The 26,646-nt window shown below is 62.8% G+C and carries 25 protein-coding genes; 5 read left to right on the top strand and 20 right to left on the bottom strand.

Annotated features, from left to right (window positions below; all coding sequences use genetic code 11):
• Positions 1-390: 390 nt before the first annotated feature.
• Genes DOM57_RS22630 through DOM57_RS19240 form a run of 3 tightly spaced genes read right to left on the bottom strand, consistent with a single transcriptional unit; the run spans position 391 to position 1,185 of the window.
• Positions 391-630: a hypothetical protein gene (locus DOM57_RS22630; protein ID WP_204353043.1), complete on the bottom strand. Its 240-nt coding sequence runs from the start codon at positions 628-630 to the stop codon at positions 391-393.
• A gap of 7 nt (positions 631-637) precedes the next feature.
• A complete protein-coding gene (locus DOM57_RS19235) occupies positions 638-940 on the bottom strand; it encodes a type II toxin-antitoxin system RelE/ParE family toxin (protein WP_110650800.1) in 303 nt (100 codons plus the stop codon).
• Positions 928-1,185, bottom strand: a complete 258-nt coding sequence (locus DOM57_RS19240) for a type II toxin-antitoxin system Phd/YefM family antitoxin (RefSeq protein ID WP_110650801.1) — start codon at positions 1,183-1,185, stop codon at positions 928-930. Before DOM57_RS19240 ends, DOM57_RS19235 begins: the two co-directional genes overlap by 13 nt.
• 228 nt (positions 1,186-1,413) lie before the next feature.
• Between DOM57_RS19240 and DOM57_RS19245 the strand changes: the two genes are divergently transcribed.
• Positions 1,414-1,635: an addiction module protein gene (locus tag DOM57_RS19245; protein WP_110650802.1), complete on the top strand. Its 222-nt coding sequence runs from the start codon at positions 1,414-1,416 to the stop codon at positions 1,633-1,635.
• A 305-nt stretch (positions 1,636-1,940) separates the two neighbouring features.
• Here DOM57_RS19245 and DOM57_RS19250 read toward each other — a convergent pair whose 3' ends face one another.
• The 7 genes from DOM57_RS19250 to DOM57_RS19280 form a co-directional block, all read right to left on the bottom strand.
• Positions 1,941-3,077 (bottom strand): M20/M25/M40 family metallo-hydrolase, encoded by a 1,137-nt coding sequence (locus DOM57_RS19250; RefSeq protein ID WP_110650803.1) that lies wholly within the window; start codon positions 3,075-3,077, stop codon positions 1,941-1,943.
• Positions 3,074-4,270 (bottom strand): M20 aminoacylase family protein, encoded by a 1,197-nt coding sequence (locus DOM57_RS19255; protein ID WP_110650804.1) that lies wholly within the window; start codon positions 4,268-4,270, stop codon positions 3,074-3,076. Before DOM57_RS19255 ends, DOM57_RS19250 begins: the two co-directional genes overlap by 4 nt.
• A 45-nt stretch (positions 4,271-4,315) precedes the next feature.
• Positions 4,316-5,836: a M81 family metallopeptidase gene (locus DOM57_RS19260; RefSeq protein WP_110650805.1), complete on the bottom strand. Its 1,521-nt coding sequence runs from the start codon at positions 5,834-5,836 to the stop codon at positions 4,316-4,318.
• Positions 5,837-5,876: 40 nt separating this feature from the next.
• A complete protein-coding gene (locus tag DOM57_RS19265; RefSeq protein ID WP_239496330.1) occupies positions 5,877-7,595 on the bottom strand; it encodes an ABC transporter ATP-binding protein in 1,719 nt (572 codons plus the stop codon).
• Positions 7,592-8,476: an ABC transporter permease gene (locus tag DOM57_RS19270; RefSeq protein ID WP_110650806.1), complete on the bottom strand. Its 885-nt coding sequence runs from the start codon at positions 8,474-8,476 to the stop codon at positions 7,592-7,594. The genes DOM57_RS19265 and DOM57_RS19270 overlap by 4 nt, the downstream gene beginning before the upstream one ends.
• Entirely contained in the window at positions 8,473-9,420 is a 948-nt protein-coding gene (locus DOM57_RS19275) for an ABC transporter permease (protein WP_110650807.1), read from the bottom strand. Before DOM57_RS19275 ends, DOM57_RS19270 begins: the two co-directional genes overlap by 4 nt.
• A 62-nt stretch (positions 9,421-9,482) precedes the next feature.
• Positions 9,483-11,120 carry an ABC transporter substrate-binding protein gene (locus DOM57_RS19280; protein ID WP_204353044.1) on the bottom strand — a complete coding sequence of 546 codons (1,638 nt, stop codon included), beginning with the start codon at positions 11,118-11,120 and terminating at the stop codon, positions 9,483-9,485.
• Positions 11,121-11,334: 214 nt separating this feature from the next.
• On the opposite strand from DOM57_RS19280, the gene DOM57_RS19285 reads away from it, so the two are divergent.
• Positions 11,335-12,285, top strand: coding sequence for a LysR family transcriptional regulator (locus DOM57_RS19285; protein WP_162619604.1), 951 nt, complete (start codon positions 11,335-11,337; stop codon positions 12,283-12,285).
• Positions 12,286-12,318: 33 nt separating this feature from the next.
• Here the strand turns inward: DOM57_RS19285 and epmA are convergent, their stop codons facing one another.
• Positions 12,319-13,293, bottom strand: coding sequence for an EF-P lysine aminoacylase EpmA (gene epmA, locus DOM57_RS19290; RefSeq protein ID WP_110650809.1), 975 nt, complete (start codon positions 13,291-13,293; stop codon positions 12,319-12,321).
• 198 nt (positions 13,294-13,491) lie between these two features.
• On the bottom strand, positions 13,492-14,058 hold the full coding sequence (gene efp, locus DOM57_RS19295) for an elongation factor P (RefSeq protein WP_110650810.1): 567 nt from the start codon (positions 14,056-14,058) through the stop codon (positions 13,492-13,494).
• A gap of 98 nt (positions 14,059-14,156) precedes the next feature.
• On the opposite strand from efp, the gene epmB reads away from it, so the two are divergent.
• Entirely contained in the window at positions 14,157-15,185 is a 1,029-nt protein-coding gene (gene epmB / locus DOM57_RS19300) for an EF-P beta-lysylation protein EpmB (protein WP_110650811.1), read from the top strand.
• Between the two features lie 15 nt (positions 15,186-15,200).
• Here epmB and DOM57_RS19305 read toward each other — a convergent pair whose 3' ends face one another.
• Together DOM57_RS19305 and DOM57_RS19310 are read right to left on the bottom strand one after the other, a co-directional pair.
• Positions 15,201-16,598, bottom strand: a complete 1,398-nt coding sequence (locus DOM57_RS19305; protein WP_110650812.1) for an ATP-binding protein — start codon at positions 16,596-16,598, stop codon at positions 15,201-15,203.
• Positions 16,595-17,257, bottom strand: a complete 663-nt coding sequence (locus DOM57_RS19310; RefSeq protein ID WP_110650813.1) for a response regulator — start codon at positions 17,255-17,257, stop codon at positions 16,595-16,597. Before DOM57_RS19310 ends, DOM57_RS19305 begins: the two co-directional genes overlap by 4 nt.
• A 261-nt stretch (positions 17,258-17,518) precedes the next feature.
• On the opposite strand from DOM57_RS19310, the gene DOM57_RS19315 reads away from it, so the two are divergent.
• On the top strand, positions 17,519-18,253 hold the full coding sequence (locus DOM57_RS19315) for a glycosyltransferase family 2 protein (RefSeq protein ID WP_110650814.1): 735 nt from the start codon (positions 17,519-17,521) through the stop codon (positions 18,251-18,253).
• Between the two features lie 244 nt (positions 18,254-18,497).
• Here the strand turns inward: DOM57_RS19315 and DOM57_RS19320 are convergent, their stop codons facing one another.
• From DOM57_RS19320 to DOM57_RS19340, 5 genes are all read right to left on the bottom strand, one after another.
• Entirely contained in the window at positions 18,498-18,929 is a 432-nt protein-coding gene (locus DOM57_RS19320) for a DUF3465 domain-containing protein (protein ID WP_239496331.1), read from the bottom strand.
• Positions 18,930-19,196: 267 nt separating this feature from the next.
• On the bottom strand, positions 19,197-19,532 hold the full coding sequence (locus DOM57_RS19325; RefSeq protein ID WP_110650815.1) for a protealysin inhibitor emfourin: 336 nt from the start codon (positions 19,530-19,532) through the stop codon (positions 19,197-19,199).
• Positions 19,529-20,581, bottom strand: a complete 1,053-nt coding sequence (locus DOM57_RS19330) for a M4 family metallopeptidase (protein ID WP_110650816.1) — start codon at positions 20,579-20,581, stop codon at positions 19,529-19,531. The genes DOM57_RS19325 and DOM57_RS19330 overlap by 4 nt, the downstream gene beginning before the upstream one ends.
• Positions 20,582-20,650: 69 nt before the next feature.
• Positions 20,651-21,493: an alpha/beta hydrolase gene (locus DOM57_RS19335; RefSeq protein ID WP_162619605.1), complete on the bottom strand. Its 843-nt coding sequence runs from the start codon at positions 21,491-21,493 to the stop codon at positions 20,651-20,653.
• Between the two features lie 82 nt (positions 21,494-21,575).
• Positions 21,576-23,705, bottom strand: coding sequence for a TonB-dependent siderophore receptor (locus DOM57_RS19340; protein WP_110650818.1), 2,130 nt, complete (start codon positions 23,703-23,705; stop codon positions 21,576-21,578).
• 152 nt (positions 23,706-23,857) lie between these two features.
• Here DOM57_RS19340 and DOM57_RS19345 point away from each other — a divergent pair, with 152 nt between their 5' ends.
• Entirely contained in the window at positions 23,858-24,814 is a 957-nt protein-coding gene (locus DOM57_RS19345) for an AraC family transcriptional regulator (RefSeq protein WP_110650819.1), read from the top strand.
• Here the strand turns inward: DOM57_RS19345 and DOM57_RS19350 are convergent.
• Positions 24,806-26,524 (bottom strand): HD domain-containing phosphohydrolase, encoded by a 1,719-nt coding sequence (locus DOM57_RS19350; RefSeq protein WP_110650820.1) that lies wholly within the window; start codon positions 26,522-26,524, stop codon positions 24,806-24,808. The genes DOM57_RS19345 and DOM57_RS19350 overlap by 9 nt on opposite strands.
• Positions 26,525-26,646 lie beyond the last annotated feature (122 nt).

Here is a 26,646-nt window from a genome sequence, read left to right on the forward strand (position 1 = left end):
GGTGAATAATGCGGGATGAATTGCCTCAACCTTAAGAGGCTGTGGACGAAGATTTCGGTGCCGGCGTTGTGATTCCCCCTCACCCCACGCTACCGCCGAGGAGAAATTGGACATTTCTCCTTCTCGTCACGCTGTTTCTCCATCTAGCAAATTCTCTTTATAAAAATATATACGATACGCATCGTTTCATTTCAAATGCGATTTAAAGAAATTTCTCAAATGACGCTAAGAGGCCCGTAGGTGTCGTATTCCCGACAGACAAGGAGAACAGATGGCGTCACTAGCTCATCAATACCGGGATGCGTCCGCTCCCCAGCCGCGCGCCAGCTACTGGTCGAGATCACCAATCTGTGGCCGTTCGGCGAACGTCGACGTATCGAGTGGTAGCGCCTAAAGCAGGCGGTCGACCTCCAACGCCTGACGCTGACCGTTGTCGTCGGCGAAGCGCTCGCCCTGCTCAGCGGCATCGGTGAGTTCGTCGTAGCCGCTAGCGAGTTCGAGTCCGCCAAGATGGATCTCGAAGCCAGCCGCACCACCAGCACCGCCTGTACCGGAACAGCGCCATAGCCGGTGCGCCAAGAAAAAGGCGGCGGAAGCCTTGGCTCCGCCGCCTTCGAGTGACGCGTTCATCGTCTAATTAACCGCTCCCGAGCATGTACACACGAAGCTGCCGTTCCTCCCGCATGACGTGGAGTACGAAGACCAGCTGCTCATCCTGGCGATAGAAAATGCGACACGGTGGAACCACTACCTCCCGGTATACCGAATCAGAAAGCTTGGGAGGTATCCTTCCGGATTGGGGGAAATCCGCCAAACGCGCGGTTTGGTCGAAAACTGCCTTGACCAAACGACTGGCTGCCGCCGGATTATCAAGCACAATGTATTCGGCAATGGCGTCCAGTTCCTGAAGAGCTGGCTCCGTCCAGATCACTTCAGCCATTTATCCATTTTCTTCCGGGCCTCGCTTTGGCTGTACGTTCTTCCCTCCAGTACAGCGCGCTCTCCCCGTGAGAGCCCTTCAAGCAGCGCAAGCCGGCGCTGCATGAACTCGTAATCCTGCACATCGACAAGATAAGCGGATGGCTGACCATGCTCCGTAATCAGTACCGGCTCCTTCGACACATGCAGGTCTGCCAGAATTTTTGTGGCCTGACGCTTGAGGTTGGTCACCAGCTCGACTTTCATGGATTCACCCTGAACTAGACTCGCAGTGATACTTTAGTGTCACTATTCAGGCAGGGCAATCCCAGGCAAGGATGGTAGGCAAATCAACAACGCGGCGTCGCAAACGCCATTACCTCGGCCACGCTCGCCTTGCCCAGTGCCAGTTAGTTGGATCGGGCGGTCGACGCCCGCCTTGTTAGGGCCTTTGAGGCGGGATAGCATAACTGTATCGCTACTCGCGGAGGCGCCATGACTACCGAAACATTGGATCATCTACGCTCTCAGATTTCGACTCTCTCCGAATCGGAACGTGCAGTGTTGGCTCGCGAGCTCATCATGAGTCTGGATGGACCCCGTGACGGTGCTGTTGAGCAGGCCTGGAATGATGAAGTTATTCGCCGTGTGTCCAAAGTCAAAAGCGGTAAGGCAACACTGCTCAGCCGCGAAGAGTTCCGAGCAAAAATGCGCTAGAAGTGTGAGAAGCTGGCGATAGCGGTGCAAAACGACTGATCCTGGAACAATTCCCGTACGATATAGTCGCGATTGAACTGCCGGAAGAAGCCATCGTAATCGCTGTTGCCCATCATTCTCGAAAGCCTGGTTATTGGTGGGAACGCAGTAAGCCCTAACACCACATTCGGCGACCTGTCTTCTGCAATGAAAGAGTGGCGGGCGAATCAACAACACGGCGTCGCAAACGCCATCACCTCGGCCACGCTCGCCTTACCCAGCGCCAGTTGAATCAGGCAATCCCCCTTCCCGAGGTTCCACCACGGTCAGGAAAGCGCCGTCATCAATCCCGCCATCAGGCGGGTGCGGTCGATCAGACTGTCGATCTCGATATGCTCATCCAGGGTATGGATGCCCGCACCGCGCACGCCCAATCCATCCAGCGTCGGTAGCCCCAGCGCGCCGGTGAAGTTGCCGTCCGAGCCGCCACCGCTGCTCGAATGCGGTAGCGGCATGCCAAGCTCGTCGGCGATCGCCTTGGCCTTCTCATAAAGCGCCAGCGTCGCCGCGTCGGGTTCCCATACTGGGCGCACCACGCCAAGCCTGGCCTCGAAGCCAATCCCCTCCGCATCGCGCTGACTCAGCGCCAGCATGCGTTCGATGCCACGATCGAGATCGGCCTGGCGCTTGGCCATGCTCAATGCCTCGCCACGGCAGGTCGTCGAGACGCAGTTGACCCACTGGCCGCCGTGCACCACGCCGACACTGAAGGTGCAGTCGTCGTCGGTCATCGCTTCGATTTCCGGGATTCGCGCGGCCATCTCGCGAATCGCCGAATGGCCGTCCGCCAGTGCCGCACCGGCATGGCTCGGGCGGCCATGAGCGAGCAGTTCGAAACGCGCGATGGCATAACGCCCCGTCACCACGCCGTTGCCGGCACGCGCCGGTTCGGGCACCAGGATGTAGCGGTGCCGAGACGCTTCCCGTTCGATCAGCTCCCGCGTGCCGGGGCTGCCAATCTCCTCGTCGCAGGTCAGCAGCACGTGGATCGGCAGGGTGGTGTCGATGCCGGCCTGGCGCAGCGCCCGGACCGCCTGCAACGCGGCGTAGGTGCCGCCCTTCATGTCGCAGATGCCAGGGCCGTAGCAGAGATTGCCGTCGCACCGAAATGGCAGCGCTTTCAGCGTGCCGACCGGGTGCACGGTATCCAGATGCGCCATGATCAGGATGCCGCCCTCGGTGCTGCGCGGATGCGGAAAACTCGCCTTGAGACAGTCGCCGAGCCCGGCCGGACCGGGGACGCGTTCCACCGTGGCACCCAGTGCGGCCAGATCGTCGGCCGCCAGCGTCATCATGCGGTTGACCGCGTCGGCATCGAAGGTCGGGCTTTCGCATTCGACCCAGCGCCGGAGACCGGCGAGCATGGCATCGATATCGAGTTCGATCTCGCTGGCAGCACTCATGCGCTGACCGCCTTGGCGTCTGTCGTTTCGGCCAACTCGTTCAGCCGCCGCTCGGCGATCCGTGCCAGCAGACTGGCGCCGATCGGCAGGATGCCGTCATCGAGCACGAAGGCCGGATTATGGACCGGGATATCGCCGGCGTGGCCGACCCAGCAGTAGGAACCCGGCACCTTTTTGAGCATGTCGGCGAAGTCCTCGCTGCCCATCGCCGGCCGGCCCAGGTCGCCGACGTTGCCTTCGCCGACGATATCCCGCGCCGCTGCCGCCAGCGCCTCGGTCTGCTTGGGATGATTCTCCAGCACCGAGAAGATGTTGCGGATGTCGACCTCGATCTCGACGCCGAAGGCAGCGGCCAGGCCGACGGCCAGTTCACGGATGCGGCCATGTATCATGGCGGCGACCTCGTCGTCGAAGGTGCGGATGGTGCCGGAGAGCGTCGCCGACTGTGGAATCACGTTGTAGGCCGAACCGGAGTGCAATTGCGTGATCGAAACCACGGCGGCATCCAATGGATGCGTGTTGCGGCTGACGATGCTCTGCATCGCCTGAGAGAGCTGGGTCGCCACCACGATGGGATCGCGGGCGTTGTTGGGCTGGGCGCCGTGACTCCCCCGACCACGCACGTGGATGTCGAAGAATTCGGCGCCGGCCATCGCCTTGCCGCTCATTACGCGAATCTGTCCGTGATCGAGATGGGGCGCGTTGTGCAGCGCATAGACCTCGTCGCAGGGGAACCGATCGAACAGCCCCTCGGCGATCATCCGCCGTGCCCCGCCCAGCCCCTCCTCGGCCGGCTGGAAGATCAGCACAGCGCGGCCGGCGAAGTCGCGCGTCTCGGCGAGATAACGCGCCGCCCCCAACAGCATGGTGGTATGGCCGTCGTGACCGCAGCCATGGAAGCGTCCGGGGTTCGATGAGGCGAACGGCAGGCCGGTCTCCTCGTCCATCGGCAGCGCATCCATGTCAGCGCGCAGGCCCACGCTCCGCCCCGCGCCCCGCTTACCATCAATGATGCCGATGACACCCGTGCCACCCAGCCCGGTGTGCACCTCGACCTTCAGCTTGCGCAGGTAGTCGGCGACGATGCCTGACGTGCGCCGCTCCTCGAAGCCGATCTCGGGATGGGCATGGATGTCGTGGCGAATCTCGATCAGTTCATCGGTAAAGGCATCGATACGCGGTAACGTGGTCATGACGGCTCCTTGGAATCAGCGTATGCGGCATCGCCTGAAGAGAGATCAGGCGGGCTCGGTAACGGGCACGAACGGTTTGCCCAACGGCGAGGTGCGCACGCCAAGACGCAGGCGCCGCCAGGGCAGATCGGCCGGATCGACCGCCATCGGCCCGGGCGCGGCGCAGACCAGAATGGCTTCGGCGATGGACGCGAAATCGGCGCGAAAATGCACCGAACTCTTGTTGACCAGGATGGCCTGCTCCAGCGGTTCGATGCCCACCGAGCGGTACATCGCCAGATCCGCCATCTGCGCCTTGCGGCTGACCACCACTACGCGAACGTCACCGATACGCAGACAGGCCGAAGGGCCTAGATCCAGGCGTCCACCGCCGTAATAGGGACCGGGCGCGACGAAGCGGCCATCGGAGAGGGCTTCGACCGTGAACGCCGCCTCCAGAGGCGAATCGCCGGGCACGCCGGAATGACCACCCAGCGCGAGCATGATACTGGCGCCCTCGCCGGCGGCGTGGGCCACACGAGCCGCCGCTGGATCGAACACGTTACCGAGCGCCGCTCGTCTGGCGCCACAAGCCACCAGTGCCTTCAACATGCCCATGGTGTCGGAATCGCCGCCCGCGCCAGGATTGTCCTGGGTATCGGCGATAACCACCGGCCGGATCGCGTTCGCCGCCAGCCGCATCGCTTCACGCACGCACGCCTCCGGCGAGTAGACCCGACCGGCGAACTCGCCCTCGCGCTCGGCGATGCGCGCAACCAGGCGATCCGCCGCCGCGTCGGCGCTGGCCTGGTCACGGCCATAAACGACGAGACTGGGGCCACAATCGGCGAAGTCGGCGGCCGGAAAGCCGGTCAGCAACGAAAGCGACGGCAGTGATCCACCCTCCATCGCCGCCACCTCGGCGTAAAGGGAGCGACACGGCTCTTCCGCCGTGCACTGCCAGGCGATCGGCATCAGGAAGTCGAGCTGACGAAATGCCTTGACCGGACGCTGGTCGCTTTCCAGCAGCGACGCCATGGCAGCGGCGCAGCGCGCACCGGTCTCGGCCATGTCGACATGCGGATAGGTTCGATAGGCGATCAGCATGTCGACCTGCTCGACCATGGCTCGCGTCACGTTGCCGTGCAGATCGAGACTGACCACCACCGGCACCGCGTCGCCGACCAAGGCGCGAACGCGCTTGAGCAGTTCGCCCTCGCCGTCGTCGAGATGCTCGGTGACCATGGCGCCATGCAGGTCGAGGTAGACGCCATCCAGCGGCATGGCATCGCGAATCCCCGCCAGGATTCTGGCAGCGATGCGTTCGAAGGCATCCTCGGTGACCTGGGCCGAGGGGCTGGCGGCGGTCCACAGGGTCGGGAGCAGCGTCCAGTTCCGCGATTCGGGCGCATCGATGAAGCCACACAGTCCGATATTGCTGTCGGCAACGGCGGCGAATATGCTCTCCCCTTCGACGAGCGGCGGCGCCCCGCCGCCGTTGACGAAATCCTCGAACGTCGCCGGGCTCGGTGCGAAGGTGTTGGTCTCGTGAAGAAAGCCGCCAATGGCGATACGCGGGGCCGGCATATCGAATCCTTATATGAAGTTTGGCATTGAAAGCGAGCACTCAAGGTCCTGACGAGACCACCACACTGGCGTCGTCGATCGGGGCGTCGGCAAGCGGCCGGAAAGCAGCGAAGTCCCAGTGCCGCCCGGGAGCCGCCAGCATCAGCGAGCGCGTGTAGGGATGTGCCGGCGAACCCAGCACGCGCTCGGCCGGCCCATACTCCACGACCACGCCTTTCTGCATCACCATTACCTCGTCACAGATCTGGGCAGCGACGCGCAGGTCATGGGTAATGAACAGCACGGCCACGCCCAGCCGCCGCTGGATATCGTCGAGCAGCCCCAGCACCTGGGCCTGCACCGAGACATCCAGCGCCGATACCGCCTCGTCGGCCACCAGCACGTCCGGCTCCATCGCCAGCGCGCGGGCGATCGCGATGCGCTGGCGCTGCCCGCCGGAGAATTGATGCGGATAGCGATCCAGCGCATCTCCCGGCAAGCCGACCAACTCCAGCAGTTCCCTGGCATGGGCCATCGCACTCTCCTTCGAGGCACCGTAGTTGACCGGCCCTTCGATCAGGCTGGTGCCGATGGAAAGCCGTGGATTCAGCGATCGGAACGGGTCCTGGAAGATCATCTGGATCCGCTTGCGGTGCGGCTTTAGCGCGGCCCGGCCAAGGCCGGCGATATCCTTGCCGAGCACACGCACACCGCCTGCGGTGGGCTCGATCATGCGCATCACGCAGCGCGCCACGGTCGACTTGCCGGAACCGCTCTCACCGACGATGCCGAGCGTGCGCCCCCGGGTCAGGGCGAAATTGATATCGCTGGCCGCCAGCGTCTGCTGCGATGCCTTGCCGACGAACCGCTGCCAGCGCGAGCGTTCGCCGTAGCGCTTTTCCAGCTCGATCGCTTCGAGCACGATTTCGCGATCGGTGACCTCGCGCGATGCCCGTGGCCGTAGACTGGGAACCGCGGTCAATAGCTGGCGGGTATAGCCGGTACGCGGCCGACGCAACAAATCTTCGATCGGCTGGGTTTCCACCACCTCGCCGTGACGCATCACGCAGACACGATCGGCAATGTCCGCCACCACGCCCATATCATGAGTGATGAACAACACCGACGTTCCGTGGCGCTCCTGCAGCTCCTTTATCAACTTGAGAATCTGCTGCTGGGTGGTGACGTCCAGCGCCGTCGTCGGCTCGTCGGCGATCAGCAGCTTGGGCTCGAGGATCAGCGCCATGGCGATCATGATGCGCTGGCGCTGGCCGCCGGAGAGCTGATGCGGCCAGCTCGCGTAGATGCGCTCGATGTCGGGCAACTGCACCTGGTCGAGCATCTCGAGTACCCGTTGACGCCGCTCGGCCGCGCCGAGCTTGTGCCGATGCATCACCAGCACCTCTTCGATCTGCTCGCCGACCCGCATCAGCGGATTGAGCGCGGTCATCGGCTCCTGAAAGATCATCGCCATGCGGCTCGCGCGCAGCGCTCTCATTCGTGCCGGGCCGGCGTCGAGCAACGAATCCCCCTCGAGCGTCGCCGACCCGCCGCTGACCGTCAGGCTGCCCTTGGGCAACAGCCCCATGACCGTCAGCGAGGTCACCGACTTGCCGGAGCCGGACTCGCCAACGAGACACAGGGTCTCGCCCGGAGCAATGCTAAAGCTCACGCCCTTGAGGATCCGCTGGCCCGCGGGCTGTGCGACGACTTCGAGATCACGGATGTCGAGCACCGACGACGTAGCGGCCGATTCGAGCCCCATGGCCATGGCGTTCATTGCATACCTCCACGTTTCTGCAGGCGGGGATCGAGACGATCGCGCGCGGCATCGCCGAGCAGGTTGATCGACAGGATACAGATCGACAGCATTACCCCCGGCCAGAAGATCAGCGACGGCTTGATCAGGAAGTAGGTCCTTCCCTCCGACATGATGTTGCCCCAGGTCGGCGTCTCGGTGCCGATACCGGCGCCAAGGAAGGAGAGAATCGCCTCGGTGAGGATCGCCGAGGCACAGATATAGGTGGCCATCACGATCAGCGGGGCCAGGGTGTTGGGCATCAGGTGACGCCACATCACCGTCGACAGACTGCTGCCGAGAGAAATGGCGGCCTCGACATACGGCTCCTCGCGTGCCGACAGCACCACCGAGCGCACCAGACGCACCACTCGCGGGATCTCGGGAATGGTGATGGCCGTCATCACCGTCCACAGGTTGGCGCTGGTCAGCGACACGATGGCGATCGCCAGCAGCACGCTGGGAATCGCCATCAAGCCGTCCATCACCCGCATCACGATGGCGTCCAGTCCGCGGAAGAATCCGGCCAGAATGCCCAGTGGCAAGCCGACGACGACGGCGACCAGCGCACTGCCGACCCCCACGATCAGCGACACTCGGGCGCCATAGAGCACGCGGGAAAGCAGATCGCGGCCATAGGCATCGGTTCCCAGCCAGTAGCTGTCGGAAGGCGCCTTGAGGCGATCCGCCGGGGACATCTCGAGCGGATCGTGCGGTGCCAGCCATGGTGCCAGAATGGCGATGACGACGATCAGCGCCAGGCAGACGGCAGCGACGACCACGGCCCAGGCCGATCGACGACGCGGCCACAGGCGCAGCCGTGGAGACATGACTGCGGCGGTGTCTGAGGCTGTCGTGTTCATTGGTAGCGGATCCTCGGGTCGAGTAGTGCGTAGGAGAGGTCGATGGCCAGATTGATCAGTACGTAGGCACCGCTGGTGACCAGAATCAGGCCCTGGATCACCGGATAGTCTCGGGAGAGGATGGCGTCGACCGTCAGCCGGCCCAGGCCGGGGATGTTGAACACGCTTTCGGTCACCACCACACCGGTGATCATCAGCGCGAAGCCGGTACCGATGACTTCGAGAATGGGCACGCCGGCGTTGCGCAGCGCATGCTTGAACAGCACCCGCTTCTCGCTGGCGCCCTTGGCGTGCGCGGTACGGACGAAGTCCTCGCCGAGCACGTCGAGCATGCTGGCGCGGGTCATGCGGGCGATCAGCGCGATGTAGATCGTCGACAGCATCATCGCCGGCAGAATGGCATGTTCGAGGAACGCCCCTACGCCGTCTTCGGAGATCCGGCTGAAGCCCTGCACCGGTAGCCAGCCGAGATCGATGGCGAAGATCTTGATCAGGATGTAGCCGATCACGAACACCGGCACCGAGAAGCCCAGCACCGAGAGTGACATCACCGCGTTGTCGATCAGGCTGCCGTGCTTCCAGGCAGCGATCACGCCCATCGGCACGGCGATGATCACCGACAGCGCCATGCTCAGCAGCGCCAGACTGACCGTCGGCTCGAGCCGCTGCGCCATCAGCGTGGTCACCGGTAGATGCGACATCAGCGAGGTACCGAAGTCGCCTCGCAGCAGATCTCCCGACCAGTTGAAGAACTGCAAGTACATCGGCTGATTCAGCCCCAGCGTTTCGCGAATGCGGTCGAGCTGTTCCGGCGTCGCCATGTCGCCGGCGATGATGGCCGCTGGATCACCGGGCGACAGGCGCAAAAGCAGGAAGACGAACAGCGCGACAACCACCATGACCGGTACCGCCGCCAGCGTCCGACGCAGACAATAGCTGAACATGAAAGCACTCCGTTACGGTTTGCGGCAGATGGAGGGCGCGACGGCACGCGCCCCGCCATCCGTCACTCGGACTTGGTGATATTCCAGAACACCGGCACCGGTGAATGGAGAATACCGGAAAGATCGTTGTTCCATGCTGCCGGAATCGAGTATTCGCCAAGCGGCAGGTAGGTCACCTCATCGAACGCGTGCTTCTGGATGCGCTCCGCGATCATCTTGCGTTCTTCATCGCTGCCAGCCTTGGCGAACTCGTTGCGCATGGCTTCCAACTCGGGATCGTCCGGCCACCCGAACCAGCCGCCATCCTTGCCACGACCATTGAGCATCGGGTTGACCAGCGGGTTCCATACTTCCGGGATGTACCAGTTGGTGAAAAACATGTTCCAGCCGCCTTCGGCGGGAGGCTGCTGACTGGCACGTCGAGTAACCAGCGTCTGCCAGTCCATCGGCTGCAGATCGACGTTGAAACCCGCGCGACGCAAGAGCTGAGCACCGATCACCGGCTGCGGACTGACCGTCGGTACATCGGTAGGCTGCATCAGCACCACCGGGGTTCCATCGTAGCCCGCTTCCTCGAGCAGCTTTTGCGCCGCCTCGGTATCGCCACCGCCGATCAGCGATGGCGGTGCTCCTGCATCGGTGGCCAGCGGCGTGGAGCAGCCATACATCGAGGCACAGGTACTGTAGAACTCGGGGTTGCCGATCAGCGACGCCAAAACATCGGTCTGATTCATCGCCAATAGTGCCGCCCGCCGAATCCTGGGATCGTCGAACGGCGGATAAAGGAAGTTGAAGCGCCCCATGGTCTGGCTACCGAGTGCGTTGAGCTTTTCTACGGTGAGCTCGGGGTTGGCCTGAAGTATCGGCAGCAGATCGACGGAAGGTGACTCGAGAAAATCGATCTCGCCGGAGTTGAGCGCGTTGAGAGCGGTCTGGGCATCGCTCATGTTGATCCACTCGACACGGTCGACATTGACGACCTTGCCACCCGCTGTCCAACTGGCCGGCTCCTTGCGCGGCACATAGCCCTCGAACTTCTCGTAGACGACACGGTTGCCTGGCTCGTACTCGTCGGCGACGAACTTGAATGGACCGGATCCGATCTGATCCTCGACCGTCAGCGTCTCCTCGGGCGATTTGCTGGCGATGCGTTCGGGCATCACGAACAGCGGCACCGACGACGGCTTGGCCATCAGTTCCAGCACATAGGCAAAGGGTGACGACAACGTCAGCGTCATGGTCTTGTCATCGGTCGCCTCGACGCTTTCGACATGATCCATGAGCATCTGGCCACCACCGTCGCGATTGGCCCAGCGCTTGAAAGAGGCGACGACATCGGCGGCCGTCACCGTACCGCCATCGTGCCACTTCAGCCCGTCTCGCAGCGTAAAGGTATAGACCATGCCGTCATCGGAGACCGACCAGTCGGCCATTTGCGGCTGCGGCTGGAACTGATCGTCCATGCCGAGCAGCGTATCCCAGATCATGTAGCCGTGATCACGTGTAATGTGCGCGGTCGTGGTGATCGGATCGAGCACGCGCAGGCTGGAGTGCATGACCGCACGAATCGTATTGGCTTCCACCGGCGTGGCTGCCAGCGAGGTGAGTATAGCGAGGGAGGAAAGCAGTATCGTCATCACCCAGCCACCGAGAAGACGGTGGCGAAACGCGGTAGCGCGACGCAGAATCCGTGTCGTCATGCGAATGCCTCGTTGTCGATCTTATGGTTGTCGTCAGCGAATATGGAAGCCGAGGCAAGCGTTATTGGAGATATGGGGCTCGCCGCGATCCATGTCCGCTCTATCGAGAGTAGGCGCAGATCGAACGAAAACAATACTTTCGTCGTGACTAACGCGTTGCTGAAAAAGCAACATTCGAAGCATGATCGAGAATCGCCAGACCAGGAAAGCCGACGTGCCCCACGACAACGAAAAATTTCCCGCACATCTCAACAGCCGATGGCTCTACTACTTTGCCCAAGCCCTCGATGCGGGATCGATCCGCACGGCCTCGGACCGACTGGATGTCGAGCCGTCGGTGATCAGCCGCCAGATCCGCCAGCTCGAACAGGCGCTCGGCATGACCTTGATCGAGCGCCACGGGCGTGGCGTCAGAGCTACCGAAGCGGGAGAGCTCCTGCTCGATTTCTACCGCGAGCGGGACGTTGCCGAGCAGGCGTTGTTCGGCCGGCTTGCCGAGTTGGATGGCCTGCAGCGCGGCCATATCAGCCTGTCGATCAGCGAAGGCTACAGCGACCGCCTGATGAGCGGCGTGATGAACGATTTCTGCGCCCGGCACCCACAATTGACCATCGAACTCAACCTGGCCAGCGACAACGACGTGGTACGCCAGGTTTACGAGGGACAGGCACACATCGGCGTCGCCTATGCGCCACGCCTGATTCCCGGCATCGAGGCGGTGGCTTCGGCGCGCCAACCACTTTGTGCGATCGTGCATCCCGACCATCCGCTGACGCGACTTCCCCTGCCCTTGTCCCTCGACGACATTCTGAAGTGGCCGCTGGGTCTGGTCGGCCACGGCTTCGGCATCCGCCAGTTGATCGATACGGTGGAAGTCATCAGCAAACGCCACTTCCACGCCAGTCTGGTCAGCAATTCGCTGGCGACCCTGAAACAGTACGTCAGCTCCGGCAACGGCGTGACCTTCATCGGCGGGGTGGCACTGCTGCACGAAATGCGGCGCGGCCAGTTGGTGGCGCTGGAGATAGATCACCCGGTGTTCGCCCAGGCCGAGGCCCATGTGATCGTGCGCAGCCAGCGTCCGCTCTCCCCCGCCGCGCGCCAGCTATTGGCCGAGATCACCAGTCTGTGGCCGTTCGGCGAACGTCGACGCGTCGAGTGGTAGCGCCTAAGCGAGTCATGTACCAGGGACGGCGAATCAACAACACGGCATCGCAAACGCCATTACCTCGGCCACGCTCGCCTTGCCCAGTGCCAGTTGGATCAACCGGTCGACACCCAGCGCCACGCCACTGCCGGCTGGAATGCCGGCCTCGAGCGCCGCGATCAGGCGCCGGTCGATGTCGACGCCGGGCTTGCCCAGCGCCTGGCGTTGACGATTGTCGTCGGCGAAGCGCTCGCCCTGCTCGGCGGCATCGGTGAGTTCGTCGTAACCGTTGGCGAGTTCGAGTCCATGGAGATAAATCTCGAACCGTGCGGCGACTTCGACGCCATCCTCGGCATCGAGCCGCTTGCGCGCCAGCGCGGCCTGAGACGCCGGATAATCGACGACCACATCCAGACCGCCCTGCCCCAGTCCCGGCTCAATCGCCAGACTCATCAGCAGGTCCAGGCAACCATCGCGGTCGGCATCATGCATCGCTAGCCCGCCGATTTGCTCGGCGCGCTGCCGCAAGTCCGCCAGCGGTGTCGTAAACGGATCGAGGCCCAGCACATCGCGAAACAGCCCGCGATAACGGCGACGGCGTAGCGGGCCGGGATCGGCAGGCAGGACATGGCGAATCAGCGCCTCGCACTCCTCGATCAGCGCTTCCAGCGCAAAGCCCGGGCGATACCATTCGAGCATGGTGAACTCGAGGTTGTGGCGCCTGCCCACCTCGCCGTCGCGGAAGCTGCGCGCCAGCTGGAAGATCGGCCCGCTGCCCGCCGCCAGCAGGCGCTTCATGTGAAATTCCGGCGAGGTCTGCAACCACAGTCGCTCACCGCCATTCGGCGTCGTCGCCTCGAGCGAGAGCGAGTCGAGATGCGGATCGGTACTGCCGCCATGGCCGAGGATCGGCGTCTCCACCTCCAGCACATCGCGCGCGGCGAAGAACGCCCGAATTTCGGACAGCAACCGCGCCCGCTCGCGCAGCGTTTCGATATCTGCCGTGGGCTGCCAGTCGATAGGCACGATGACTCCGTAAGCCGTAAGAACGCTGCTACGCCGCTTTAAGAAGGAAGATCGACGCTTCGCGCCTGGAAGAAGAAACTAGCGCCGCTGCGCAGCTAGAAGAGGGAAGAACGGTGCTTCGCACCTTGAAGAGATAAGAAAAACTTCTTCCCTCTTCCCTCTTAAAGCTTATGACTTACAGCTCCCGGCGCAGCCGGGTCAGGCGCGGGAAACGTATTCGCCGGTGCGTGTGTCGACCTTGAGCACTTCGCCCTGGTTGATGAACAGCGGCACGCGCACCACGGCGCCGGAAGAGAGCGTCGCCGGCTTGGAGCCGCCCTGGGCGGTGTCGCCCTTGAGGCCCGGGTCGGTCTCGACCACCTCGAGCTCGAGAAAGTTCGGCGGGCTGACGGCGATGGCGTTGTCGTTCCACAGCGTCACGGTGTAGACCGCTTGCTCCTTGAGCCACTTCTCGGTGTCGCCGATCGCCTTCTTGTCGACCGCGTACTGCTCAAAGGAGCCGTCGGTCTTCATGAAATGCCACATGTCGCCGTCGGTGTAGAGATACTCCATGTCCAGGTCCATGACGTCGGCGCCTTCCAGCGACTCGCCGGACTTGAACGTGCGTTCCCACACGCGGCCGGTGATCAGGTTACGCAGCTTGACGCGGTTGAAAGCCTGCCCCTTGCCCGGCTTGACGAATTCGTTCTCGAGAATGTTGCACGGGTCGCCATCCAGCATGACTTTCAGGCCGCCCTTGAATTCGTTGGTAGAATAGTTCGCCATGTTTCCTCACTAGTGAACGATCGCGGGCCGTCCGCGACGAAAAATTCCGTGACTGCGCGATGCCAAGAAGGCGCGCGCTCTGACTTCGAGTGGTCCGCATGATAACCCGAACCCCGATCGCTGTGCATCGCGAAGCCGCTACCCCATTCGAGCGCGGCGGCTGGCAGCGTCAATTGCGCGAGGCGATCCGCGATCCCGTCGAGCTGTGTCGCCGACTGCGACTCGACCCGAGTCTGCTGCCCGGCGCCCGAACCGGTCATGGGCTCTTCCCGGTACGGGTACCGGTAGCCTATCTGGAACGCATCCGCCCCGGCGACCCGGCCGACCCGCTGCTGCGCCAGGTGCTGCCGCTGGACGCCGAGGCCAACGCCGTGCGCGGCTTCGTCGACGATCCGCTCGCGGAGCGCGAGCACACGCCCAGGCCGGGGCTGATTCACAAGTATCCCGGCCGGATGCTGCTGATCGCCAGCCCGACCTGCGCGATCAATTGCCGCTACTGCTTCCGGCGTCATTTCCCCTATGCCGACAACGCGCCGTCGATGCGCGAATGGGAGAAGACGCTCGACTATCTGCGCAGCGATGGTTCGATCCAGGAAGTGATCTTCTCCGGCGGCGATCCACTGGCGTCCCCCGATCGCCGGCTGGCAGCGCTGGTAGAACGGCTGGATGCCATCGCTCACCTCAAGCGGCTGCGCATCCATACCCGGCTGCCGGTGGTGATCCCGGATCGGATCGACGATGACCTGCTCGGCTGGCTGACCGCTACCCGGCTGCAGACAGTGATGGTGCTGCATATCAATCATGCCCGGGAGATCGACGAAGCCGTGATCGCCGCCTGCGCACGGCTCAAGGGCGCCGGGGTGACGCTGCTCAACCAGAGCGTGCTGCTGCGCGGGATCAACGACGATGTCGAGAGCTTGGCGGCGCTCTCCGAGCGACTGTTCGAGGCCGGTATCCTGCCCTATTACCTGCATGTGCTCGATCCGGTGACCGGCGCGGCGCATTTCGACGTGCCCGACGACGAAGCCCGCGAGCTGGTCGAGGCGTTGAGGCAGCGCATCGCGGGCTTCCTGCTGCCGCGGCTGGTGCGGGAAGTTCCCGGCGAACGCAGCAAGACGCCACTGTGATGATTCACGCCATTATCAGGAACAGGGCAGATGGATATGGACACTCAGACCACTGGAGGCCGGCAGGGAAGTGTCTTCGAGGCGGATCTCGCCGCCGAGACGCTCGATCAGTTCCTTGACGATCGAGAGCCCCAGGCCGGAACCGCTGGTCTTCTGCCCGGCCAGGCGCACGAAACGCTCGAAGACCCGCTGGCGATCGACGGCAGGGATGCCGGGGCCGCTATCGGCAATCTCGATGTGTAGCCGATTCGCCTCGCGTCGCATCCGCAGACGGACCTCGCCGCCGGCCGGGGTATAGCGCACGGCATTGTCCAGCAGGTTGCGCAGCAGGACGTAGAGACCATTTTCGTAGCTCTGGAGACGCAAACCGTCAGGGATGTCCTGCGACAACCACAGTCCACGCTGTTCCACCAGCGGCTGCATGTCGCGTCCGAGTTCATGTCCCAGGCGCACCAGATCCACGCTCTGACGGGTGAGCGCCTGTCCACTTTCAAGGCGGGAGAGCGTCAGCAACTGCTCGACCACCCGTGTCATGCGGTCGACGCCGTTGATGATCGAACGTGCGCCGCGCCGGGAGCTCTCGGACGAAGTCTCGCTCAACAGGTTCTGGGCATGCACCTTGACCGCCGCCAACGGCGTGCGCAGCTCATGGGCGGCGTTGGCGGTAAAGCGCCGCTCTTTCTCGAGCGTCTCGGCAAGCCGGCCGAAAAGTCCATTGAGCGCATCGACCATGCCCCGGATCTCCTCCGGTGCCTGGCTGGCATCCAGCGGCTCCAGATAACCCGGCTGACGGGCGGTGATTTGCCGACTGAGGCGTAGTAGCGAGGAAAATCCGCGGGCGATCACGAAGGGGATGAGCAGCGCGATCAGCAGCACGCCGATCACCGGCGGAATCAGATTGCGCAGTGCAATTTGCCATGTCAGCTCATCGCGCACATCGTCGCGCTGCGCGGCGCTGGCCCAGACGCCATGCGCGTCGTCGTAGAGCGTGAAAACCCGCCAGTCGTGTCCCTGTGCCTCGGTATGGCTGTAGCCCGGCACCGGGACCAGTATGTCCAGCAACCCTGCCGGCTGCATGCCGAGCAACGCATGACCGTTCTCGTCCCAGAGCTGGAACCCCAGCTTTTTCTCGTAAGGGTGGCCCAGCGGCGTCGGCGAGTCCGTAAGACTATCGGGCACCCAAACGGGTTTGAGCCGAAGATCGCGAATCATCTGCCGGGTGGCTCGGCCATCGTCATCGCGATACTCGAAGTAGAGCGCCACCATCGTACGCGCGGTCTGGGCCAGCTCGGCATCGAACAGTTCGTTGATCTGATCGCGCGTGTCGTGATAGCTCCACAACGCTGCGATCGACGTGATCAAGGTGACCGAGGTCAGCAAGACACGCCGAAGATAACGGCGGATCGAGATCAATCGGCAGCTCCCAACCGATAGCCGACATTACGTATGGTGGTGACCACGTCGCTACCGAATTTACGCCGCAGATGATGCACGTGGACTTCGATGACGTTGCTCTCGACTTCGGCATCCCAACCGTAGAGCACTTCCACCAGTTGATCGCGCGTGAAGACCTGCCCCGGGTGAGTCATCAGGTAAGCCAGCAGATCGTGCTCGCGCCGCCCCAAAGCGACGACATCCTGATCGAAGCGGATCTCATGCGCGGCCGGATCGAGTGTCAACTTCCCGCAGATCACCAAGGGCGAGGCTCGGCCGGCGCTGCGCCGTACCAGCGCCCTGAGCCGCGCTAGCAGCTCACCGTTGTCGAAGGGCTTGATCAAATAATCGTCCGCCCCGCCGTCGAGTCCCCGGATGCGGTTGTCCACATCGTCGCGCGCCGTCAGGATCAGCACCGGTATCGTGCATTGAGCTTCGCGCAACTGCCTGAGCACCTCGAGACCATCGATATCGGGCAATCCCAGATCCAGTATCAGCGCATCGAACGTCGACTGCTCGAGCGCTTCCGCGACGCCACTTCCCTCGCCAAGCCATTCCGGCGTCATTTGCTCGCGGCGGAGCACATCGACGACCCCTTCTCCCAGTAATGGATCGTCTTCGACCAACATCACCCTCATGATTCTCTCTCTCGTCACTGCCAGCCAGGGCATCGATCGATGGAAGTACCTACAGCTATGAATACAGCCAAAACAGTCGCTTGTTCCGCGCGGATGACATCGCAATGTCACGGGCCGTTGCGAATATGGTCTCCATGCTGACGCCAGCGGATGCAGACCGTTACAGCGGGACTAAGCCTCGTTTAAGGAAACGCTGCCATAGTGGCGCCTTACGATGGGGAATGAAAAGCCCACGATGCGGAAATCAAACAGGATTTCACCATGCTCGCGTTACCCAAGCTTTCGATCGTCATTACGGTTACCGATGCCTCGCATCGCGTCGCAAGCGTGATCGACGAGGCATCTCGAGCGCTCAACCATGCCACGCTATTGGACTTCATCGTCGTCGACGACGCGACCGATGACACGACCCAGCGCGAATTGGCGGCACTGGCCGACGCCGACGAGCGGGTCCGGCTCTATCGCCAGCCCACGGCGATGGGTACCGACGCAGCGCTCTGGCAGGCAGCCGAACTTGCGCTGGGTGAATGGATCGTCACGCTCGATGCTTATGGCCGGGACGATCCGCACGGCGTTCCCGAGATGCTGTGCGATGCGCAGCAATACGGCTTGACCCTGGTGGAAGGCATCCCGCTCGCTCCCCGTTGCCGCTGGAAGCGTACGGCCTGCCGAATCGCCCGCAGCGTCGGCATCGAGCTCACCGACAGCATCAAGTGCGGTCTACGGCTGGTGCGCAAGGATGCCTTGAGCGCCCTGCCGCCGATCGAGCGTCTGCACCGGTTTCTGCCCTTGCTGATCCGGCGCGGCGGTGGCCGAATTGGGACCTACCGCGTGAATCCACGCCACGCCATCGAAGCGCCCGGGATGACTTTGCGGCAGTGGCTATTGCGCACCCTCGGCGATATTCGCGACTGGCTCGGAATGTATTGGCTGTCTCGCCGCTGGCGGCCTCGGCGCACTCTCGATCGTGGCCGAAGTCGCGCGTTGGCGCGCTAGGCTCTATACGAAAAGCCGGCGAGCCTTTAGAGCCTGTTCACGATCTAGCGAGCTAGGATCAAATTAGGCGAAAACGACTGAGGAAAGGACCGGGCTCGCGTACGAGTTTACATGGGGGTAAATGAGTATTCCGAAGTCGTTTGACTCACTTCGCTCGCCCTATGGGCCAGCCTTCGGCTGTTGTCTCCGCTGCGCTCCGGCTCAACGACGTTTGGCCGACGCGCAGCAGATTGTGAACGGGCTCTTAGCGGTAACGCCTGCCATTCCACTCCAACCAGCCTCCAGGGCGTGTGCCCGCCGGATCCCGGTGGGTCCAATGGATCACGCCCCCTTCAGGATTCCAGGCGTACTCGCCACGGAAACGCAACCTGTCGCCGACTTCTATACCTTCGAGACGCGGCGCCAGGTCGATGTTGTGCGCAATCAACAGTGTCTGACCGGTTTCGAGGCGCACGATCAAACGCTGATGGCGACTGCCCTCGAGATCGTCCGTCAATAGGCGCGTGACACGCCCCGACGCCTCGATCCAGAAGTCATCACGCCGCTCTTCAAAGGCACTTTGCAGTTCGACCTCGGCGCTGGGCTGCGACGACGGTGCGTCGATGACATGCGCCGCCATCAACGACACAACGACCGTCAACAGGACGATGAGCGCATATCCGGCCCGTATTCTCATGAAACGCCGCCGCATGATTCCAATTCTCGCCTTTCGATACATCCGCACCGACGGCAAGGTAACATGGCGATCGTGAAGGCCAAGCAAAATCAGACAAAAAAGAAGCCGGACCCAAAACGGGTCCGGCCTACGCTGTGCGCCCGTCCTGGGCTACTAATTAAGAGTTCCGATTGGCTCCAGAGTTCCTCGGGCCGGTGAAAAAAACAGAAAATTCCGATCCTCCCCAGTAAGTCATCACTCGCGCCCCACGCCTAGGCCGATGGAGCATCACTCATCCAGCGCTTGTGGGCCATGCTTCCAGAGCCCGATCAGAACGCTCGGCGTCGCCGTCTCGTCGAGCTCGCGTTGCCAGCAGGGGCCGCTCTCCGGCGCTTCGAGGATGAGCTTAAATATTCGCCGATCGGCACCGGGCGACGCAGGTAGCGAATGCTGGCGTTCGACTTCGTCCAGGATGCCCTGCAAGCGCGCGCGCTGTTGCTCGTTCAATTCACGGCAATCGATCTGCCGCGGCTTTTCCAATCCCGGCATGGCGGCAAAGCCACCCTCGCGAACCACGGCCAAGACACTGCTCGGACCTAGACGTGGAGGATGATCGGGATTCATGACAACACGCCCACATCGATCCATGCCCGGCGCACGGCTTGCGTCTCTTGGCTACCGTCGCCGAAGCGTGTCGCGGCGCAACTGACGGTCAACTCGGCAAAGGCGGCAAAATCGCTGTCGCGCTGGAGCCGGCGATCGGTGAGCGCATCGAACCAGATCGGGCCGGCCGCTTCCCAGGCGAATCCGCCCAGGCTGGTGGCCGCCAGGTAGAAGGCGCGGTTGGGAATGCCGGAATTGATATGTACACCGCCATTGTCGGACGAGGTGCGCACGAACTCCTTCATGTGGCCCGGCTGAGGGTCCTTGCCCAGCACCGGGTCGTCGTAGGCGCTACCGGGATTTGCCATTGAACGCAGCGCCTGGCCGTTGACGCGATCGGTCAACAATCCCTTGCCGATCAGCCATTCGGACTCCTCGACGCTCTGCTCGAAGTGGTGCTGCTTGACCAGGATGCCGAACACGTCGGCCAGCGACTCGTTGAGCGCCCCGGCCTGATCCGCATAGACGAGACCGGCTTCCCGCTCGATCACCCCATGCGTGAGTTCGTGCGCCACCACGTCCAAGGCGGCGGTAAAGCGATTGAACAGTTCGCCATCGCCGTCGCCGAACACCATCTGGGCACCGTTCCAGAACGCGTTGTCGTAGTCCTGGCCGTAATGCACCGTACCCAGCAGCGCCATGCCCTCGCCATCGATCGAGTCGCGTTCGAACACCTGCCAGTAGAAACGATGCGTGGCGCCGAGCCATTGATAGGCTTCGTCGGCAGCCATGTCGCCGGTGTCGGGATCGCCCTCCTCGCGCATCAGATCGCCTGGCAATGTCTGTTGGTTGCGCGCCGAATAGATGTAACGCGCCGGCTCACCCGGCTGCGAGCTGTCGGCGGGCCGCGCCTGGGCCGGAGAGGCATTGCGCATTCGGAATTGAGCGTCGACTTGAAGCGTGGCGCGGGCGCACTGCTTGAGGCGCTCGTTGCCGTGAGAGGCGATTCGTTCGAGTACGTGCGGTGGCATGAAGCCGGCAGATGTCGTTGTCCATCGAGACGATGCCATTCGATCACCTCCTGCGAATCGAAACATGCCTCCCTAGTTTGGTCCAATCCGGTCCCGCCCGCCGCTTTGTCACTGTTCCGATTTGTCAAGAAAGGTCCATAGCGCTCGCATCGCCGGCCACATGACATCGCCGTGGCCAACGCCGGCGAACATCCGGTGCTCGACGGTCCAAGCGGAGTGATGCGACTTCAGCCACCGGGCAAAGCAAGCGACGTTGTCACACATCGCCGGCAAAGAATCGGATCGGGTGGCGGGTGTCTGGGCGAATGCCGGTCTGCGCCCCCGTTCCTGATCGCCGGCGCCCAGCAATACACGGGCTTTCACGTCGTCCGACACCGGGGGCAGCTTGTACAGGAAGCCATTGCCCCACCACAACGATGGGCTGATGGCGATGTAATCGCTGAAAAGCTGCGGTCGGGTCAGTGCGGTGTACAGCGCGAACAGGCCACCGTAGGAGTGACCCAACAGCGCGCGATGCGATGAATCGACATCGAATCGCTCGGCGATCCGCGGCAACAGCTGATCCTGGAGAAAGGACCGGAAGTGCGCAGCGCCGCCGACCGAACGACCACGCGAATCGACCGCCGGCATGTTCGATACTGCCGGTGTGTAGTCTTCGCTGCGCGCCGGACTGTTGAAACGACGGGTATCGGGATAACCGATTCCGACGACCAGCCATGGACTGGTGCCACCGTCTGGCCCGCGCAGCGTCAGGCTGTCGCGCCCCACCACCGCCAGCGGAAAGCGCGCATTGCCATCGAGGACGTAAAGCACCGGATAGCCGCCGGCCGGTGGCGGCGCATCGGGCAAGGAGACCTGAATGAGATAGTCGCGCCCGGTGGCGTCGCCGTGCATTATCCATTGCTGCGTATCAGGCAGCATCACGGGCTGCGTCGCGGAATTGGCGGTCATGGTCGGTTCCTGAGCGACGGCAGCGGGCACAATGAAAACGGCCGCCCACGACAGGCAGCCGAAGATCCAGAGACGTAACGCATTAGAAGTCATAACGCAGCGACGCGACGACATTGGATGGCGCGCCGTACATGTTGAACGTTCCCACGCTACCGACGCGGTAGTAGTAGTCGCGGTCGAAAATGTTGTTGAAGTTGAGTTGGCCCGACAGGTGAGAGCTGAAGTCGTAACCCACCATGGCGTCGACGATCGCGTAACCGGGTGCATTGATTCGCGGCGCGTTGCTGAGCGTATGGAAATTACTCATTGCGGTAACCCCACCCCCTACGTGCCAACCATCCAACGGGCCCGGAGCAAAAGCGTACTGGGTCCAGAGATTGACCGTATTGTGCGGCATCAAGGCAAATGTCGAGTCAAGATCGCCACGCTCGACCTCTGTATCCAGATAAGTGTAACCCGCAATGATGTCCCACTGAGGCGTGAGGGCGCCGGTCACTTCGAACTCTGCGCCTTGAATGCGGCGTTTGCCAATATCCGCTGAGTAATCTTCGTTCGCGACGGCGGCTGCATAGTTATCGTCGTAGAGGCGGAATGCACTGATACGGGCATTGAGATCGCCGCCGAAGTAGGACCCTTTGATGCCGACCTCGTACTGTTCACCCTCGCGCGGTTTGAGCAGATCGCCGTTGGCGTTGTACTCGGTCTGCGGCTTGAACACCTGCGAATAGCTGGCGTAAAGGGTGTGGTAGCTATCGAGATCGAATACGGCGCCGGCGTAACCGGTGAATTTGCCGTCGTCGTCCCGGGTGTAACGCTCACTGTTGAGATGATCGCTGAGTCCCACGCGGTAACTGCTGACTCGCCCGCCGACAATCAACGCAAAGGGCTGGACCGGGCGGAACGTCACTTTACCGTAGAGCCCGTACTCTTCCAGCGTCTGGCGCGTGTCGGAGTTCAGGTAGTTGTCGAGAATATCGACATAGGCGATGTCGTTGAAATCGGCAAGCGCGGTAGTGCCAAGATTCGCCCGTGCCGAAGCGTTGTCGGTTTCGAAACGCTTGTAGTCCGTTCCCACCACGAACTCGCTGACGTTGCCCATGGCTTCGAACGGCTGACTGTAGCTGGCATCCATGGACAGCGCTTGCTGATCGATATCGGCTGCGTTGCCGGCGATGCTGAGACTCCCGGCATCGAGCGCGCTGCCGCCGAAGGCGTAGTTATAGGAAGCGTTGCGATCCGAATAACGTGCCGCGAACCGTCCGTATCCTCCATTGGCGAAGCGATGCGTCAACTCGGCAAACCAGTCGTTGCTTTGCATGGTGAAGTCATTCCAGTCCGCACCGACGAAAGTGGAGCGGGTAAAATCGAGCAGATTACCGTTTGCATCGGTCGGCAGGCCGTTGTTCGGCACCAAGTCCCGATGCTGACGCAAGAATGCCAGCGACAGCGTCGTGGCATCATCGAGATCGGCATCGATCGCGCCGTAGAAAGTTTGGTGCTGGTTTTCGTTATGGTCGGCGAAACCGTTACTGTCGCTGTCGGCGACCACCAAGCGTCCCCGCACCCGCCCGTCGCTGGTAATCGGGCCGCTCAGATCGCTTTCGAGATAGCGCTTGTCCCAGCTGCCGTAACGACCGGTGACATGGCCCTGGAAGGTCTCGGTCGGGCGTTTGCGCACCAGGTTGACAATACCCCCCATCTCGCTGGTGCTGTTGAACAGACCCGAGGGCCCGCGCATGATCTCGACCCGGTCGAAGGCCGCCAGATTGGGCACGGAACCGCTAATGCTCGACATCGGGGCCGGCAACCCGTCGATATTGTATTCGTCGTACTCGTAACCCCGCGAATAGATCGACGAACGGCCGCTATCGTTCGGCAGCACACGCATGCCGGGAGTGCGCTTGGCCATTTCATCGAGCGTGTCGAAATTCTGATCCTCGATGGCGTCTCGCGTCACCACGCTGATCGACTGGGGAATATCACGCAGGGACGCAGGCGTCTTGGTGCCGACCGTTGCCGCATCGACCGTATAGCCGCCGGTGACTTCGGAGGGCAGCATCTCGTAGAGCCGGTTGCCCTTGACGGTCAACGTCCGCAGCGCCGTGTCGCCGCTCGTCTCCTGTGCCCAAACCCCGCTGCCCGATGCCGTCAGGCTCAATCCGAGCGCGACCGGCCAACCCCAATGGCGAAACCGTTGGAAAGAAGAAGTCATGCGTATCGTCCCTTGATCGGCAGCTCGCTGTGGAACCCGCCGTTATCGTAATGAGAATGAGTTGCAATCAATGATAGCGACACGCATTATTCCAGAACCCTCACCGTTTCACCTGTGGCGAATCGTCAGAAACCTGTGCCGGAACCGCAATCGTGCCTTACAACGACCGCTATCCCGTCTCCCAGGGTGCCGTCATCGGCGCCAGCTCGCTCCATCGCCTTGCCAGCCAACTGGGACGCGCGTACCACGTCGACAGCGTCGAGGACGACGGTCTGCTGGAGGGGCACTTCGGCGTCGAGACACTGGCCAACGGCCTCAAACTGAGACACGCGGCGATCCGTAATCGTCACGACATGATCAACCGCGCCGAGGTGGCGCCGGGGCTCAAGTTGATCCTGGTGCTGTCGGGCTCGGCCGAGATCCGCTTCGACGGCCTGCGACTGCCCTTCTCCGGCGCCGCTCCGCTGGCGCTGGCGATCAATCTCGAGGAAGCGGCAGCTTTCGAAAGACGTGCCCAGGCGGATACCTCGGAGCGCAGCCTGACATTGACGCTTCCCAACGAATGGCTGGCGAATTGGCCGGCCAACGACAAAAGCGTTGCCCGGCTGGGGCACCTGAACCCGGTCCGGTGGCAGCCCAGCCCCGCCCTCACCGCTCTGGCGCAAGTGCTGTTATCGGATGCGGGCAACGGCGACGGCTGGTGCGAACGCCTGCAGCGCGAGGGGCTTGCGCTGACGCTGGCCGGTGAAGGCCTGGCGGCACTAGGGGCGCCGATACCGAACCGGAGCGAACGACGGCACGCCCATCGCCTGTGGGAATTCATCGACAGCGGTGGCGGGGACGCTCTCACCCTGGGCGAGATCGCCTCGCGGCTGGGACTGAGCGTCAGCACGCTGCAACGTTTGAGCCAGGAACGTCACGGCACATCGCTGCAGCGTCATCTACGCCAGCGGCGGTTGGTCGCCGCCGAGCGGGCGCTTCGTCGGGAAGGGATCAGCGTGACCACGGCGGCGGAAATCGCGGGCTACAGCGATCCCGCCAATTTCGCCACCGCGTTCCGGCGTGCCTTCGGCCTGACACCGAGGCAAGCGAAAGGCGGTTCAGACTAGTCTCAGGCCGTAGTCCTCGGCCGTCACCATGCCTTCCAGGCGGCCCAGCTGGGCGATATCGGCTTCGGTCAGCGTCAGGTCGAGGCGGCGCTGGGGGCTTTTGGCGTTGAGAACCATGTGAACCTGCGACGGCCTGCCTTGCTCGTCGAGCCGCTGAACCCAGGCCAGCGCACCGCTCGAGTAACGCACCAGGGCGCCGATAGGAATGGTACCGAAGCGACGAACGTAGCGTTGCGCCCAGCGATTGTCGAAACTCGCCGGACTGCTCAGCACGTGCCGATAGCTCTCGAGCAACGGCCAGGCGGCGCGATCCGCTCGCGGCCGGGACAGCGCGTCGAGCACATCGACGACCGCCATGAGTCGGCCGATGTCGCCGATCTCGTCGCCTTCGAGCCCCCGTGGATAGCCGCTGCCGTCCAGGCGCTCGTTGACCTGCCCGATCACTTGCTCCGCGATCTCCGACGACAGCCAGCGGCACTCGGACAGCCGCCCCAGCAACGCGGGAACGTGTTCCGACAACTGCTCGCGCTGGGCGGGTGTCAGCGGTTGCGGACTCTCGAGCAGCGTCGCCGGCAACAACGTCTTGCCCAGATCGTGAATCAGCGCACTCGCGGCGATCGCTTTCAACACGTCGTTGTCGTAACCCTGCCAGCGGGCGAGGTCCGTCGCCCGAATCGCCACCGCCAGCGAATGGCGCACCAGCGGCGTCTCGGACTCCAGATAACCGAGCGCGTAGAGCAAGGATTCACGGCTCTGCGCGCTCAGGGAGAGCAAGCTATCCGCGTGTCGCGACAGCAGCGAGGAAGCGATCGTCCCGCCGTCCTGCAGTTGGAGCAGCTGGGCGTTGAGATAGTCGGCGATACGCTTGAGCCGACGCGCCGTGGCATTGCCGAGCGCCACCGCGGTCGTCTCTCCGGTGACCGGCCGAACCGGTGCCGGACGACGCCCCTCGGGCGAGCGGAACAGCGCCGAGGGCGAAAGCGGCTTGTCGCTGGTCAGCGCGTTGCGGGCGCCCTCGCGCTCGATCTCCTTGATGCAGTACCACAGCAGCCGCTCGCCATCGATCGGCAAATCATCGAACTCACAGCCGACCATCGCCGTGGTCCAGCTGTCATCGCTGCGGACATGTCGGATGCATCCCTTCAACTTAAGCCGCTGACGATTGGGGAAAGCGAGTTCGAGTTCGTCGAACGGCTGGCCCGGGGTCAAGGTGACGGCGTCCGTCAGGCGCATGGCGAGCAGACAACCACCCAGCGAGAGATTGACGATCTCGACCTCTACGTCGGGCTGATTGGGCGTCAGGCCAAGGCGGGCGCTGACCCCCATCTCCGCACGCAGTGGTGCGCGGAAGGTGCCCCGGCGATGGATCGTGCTGATGTATTCCGGATACGTACAGCGAAAGCGAATGCGCTGCGCGGCATCGTCCAGGCGCTCGATCACGCCCAGCGCGGCTGTCCGTACCATGGCGCCGCTGACGTGCCCCACCAGGTGAAAGGCATCGCCGCGCTCCAGTTGGACCGCCAGCGCCGGCACCGCGGAGACATCGACGATCAATGCCTGGTCGACCTCGATATCGTCCAGCAGGACCGGCCAGGAGGCCCCGCCCGCCGTCTCAAAAGCCAGATTGACACCGCCATTCAGATGCAGCGGCTCGAGCCACTCCCATTTGGCCTTGGCGTGATAGATGTCGGTCAAGGCGGACGCGGACATGAGAGACTCCGATAACTTTCTGTAAATTACAGATACAATTTTACAACATGAGTTATCGGCAGTGCCGAAGAAACTTAAGGAAACGCTGAAGAAATCCAAGGGAATGCTGAATAAATCGGCGA

Origin of the sequence: Salinicola peritrichatus, from assembly GCF_003206715.1 — a bacterium.
Taxonomy (GTDB): Bacteria; Pseudomonadota; Gammaproteobacteria; order Pseudomonadales; family Halomonadaceae; genus Salinicola; species Salinicola peritrichatus.

What these genes read in the sequence shown, in the direction of transcription:
- DOM57_RS22630 (WP_204353043.1), bottom strand. Translation starts at nt 630, where the DNA reads ATGAACGCGTCACTCGAAGGCGGCGGAGCCAAGGCTTCCGCCGCCTTT.
- DOM57_RS19235 (WP_110650800.1), bottom strand. Translation starts at nt 940, where the DNA reads ATGGCTGAAGTGATCTGGACGGAGCCAGCTCTTCAGGAACTGGACGCC.
- DOM57_RS19240 (WP_110650801.1), bottom strand. Translation starts at nt 1,185, where the DNA reads ATGAAAGTCGAGCTGGTGACCAACCTCAAGCGTCAGGCCACAAAAATT.
- DOM57_RS19245 (WP_110650802.1), top strand. Translation starts at nt 1,414, where the DNA reads ATGACTACCGAAACATTGGATCATCTACGCTCTCAGATTTCGACTCTC.
- DOM57_RS19250 (WP_110650803.1), bottom strand. Translation starts at nt 3,077, where the DNA reads ATGAGTGCTGCCAGCGAGATCGAACTCGATATCGATGCCATGCTCGCC.
- DOM57_RS19255 (WP_110650804.1), bottom strand. Translation starts at nt 4,270, where the DNA reads ATGACCACGTTACCGCGTATCGATGCCTTTACCGATGAACTGATCGAG.
- DOM57_RS19260 (WP_110650805.1), bottom strand. Translation starts at nt 5,836, where the DNA reads ATGCCGGCCCCGCGTATCGCCATTGGCGGCTTTCTTCACGAGACCAAC.
- DOM57_RS19265 (WP_239496330.1), bottom strand. Translation starts at nt 7,595, where the DNA reads ATGAACGCCATGGCCATGGGGCTCGAATCGGCCGCTACGTCGTCGGTG.
- DOM57_RS19270 (WP_110650806.1), bottom strand. Translation starts at nt 8,476, where the DNA reads ATGAACACGACAGCCTCAGACACCGCCGCAGTCATGTCTCCACGGCTG.
- DOM57_RS19275 (WP_110650807.1), bottom strand. Translation starts at nt 9,420, where the DNA reads ATGTTCAGCTATTGTCTGCGTCGGACGCTGGCGGCGGTACCGGTCATG.
- DOM57_RS19280 (WP_204353044.1), bottom strand. Translation starts at nt 11,120, where the DNA reads ATGACGACACGGATTCTGCGTCGCGCTACCGCGTTTCGCCACCGTCTT.
- efp (WP_110650810.1), bottom strand. Translation starts at nt 14,058, where the DNA reads ATGGCGAACTATTCTACCAACGAATTCAAGGGCGGCCTGAAAGTCATG.
- epmB (WP_110650811.1), top strand. Translation starts at nt 14,157, where the DNA reads ATGATAACCCGAACCCCGATCGCTGTGCATCGCGAAGCCGCTACCCCA.
- DOM57_RS19310 (WP_110650813.1), bottom strand. Translation starts at nt 17,257, where the DNA reads ATGAGGGTGATGTTGGTCGAAGACGATCCATTACTGGGAGAAGGGGTC.
- DOM57_RS19315 (WP_110650814.1), top strand. Translation starts at nt 17,519, where the DNA reads ATGCTCGCGTTACCCAAGCTTTCGATCGTCATTACGGTTACCGATGCC.
- DOM57_RS19320 (WP_239496331.1), bottom strand. Translation starts at nt 18,929, where the DNA reads ATGAGAATACGGGCCGGATATGCGCTCATCGTCCTGTTGACGGTCGTT.
- DOM57_RS19325 (WP_110650815.1), bottom strand. Translation starts at nt 19,532, where the DNA reads ATGAATCCCGATCATCCTCCACGTCTAGGTCCGAGCAGTGTCTTGGCC.
- DOM57_RS19330 (WP_110650816.1), bottom strand. Translation starts at nt 20,581, where the DNA reads ATGGCATCGTCTCGATGGACAACGACATCTGCCGGCTTCATGCCACCG.
- DOM57_RS19335 (WP_162619605.1), bottom strand. Translation starts at nt 21,493, where the DNA reads ATGACCGCCAATTCCGCGACGCAGCCCGTGATGCTGCCTGATACGCAG.
- DOM57_RS19340 (WP_110650818.1), bottom strand. Translation starts at nt 23,705, where the DNA reads ATGACTTCTTCTTTCCAACGGTTTCGCCATTGGGGTTGGCCGGTCGCG.
- DOM57_RS19350 (WP_110650820.1), bottom strand. Translation starts at nt 26,524, where the DNA reads ATGTCCGCGTCCGCCTTGACCGACATCTATCACGCCAAGGCCAAATGG.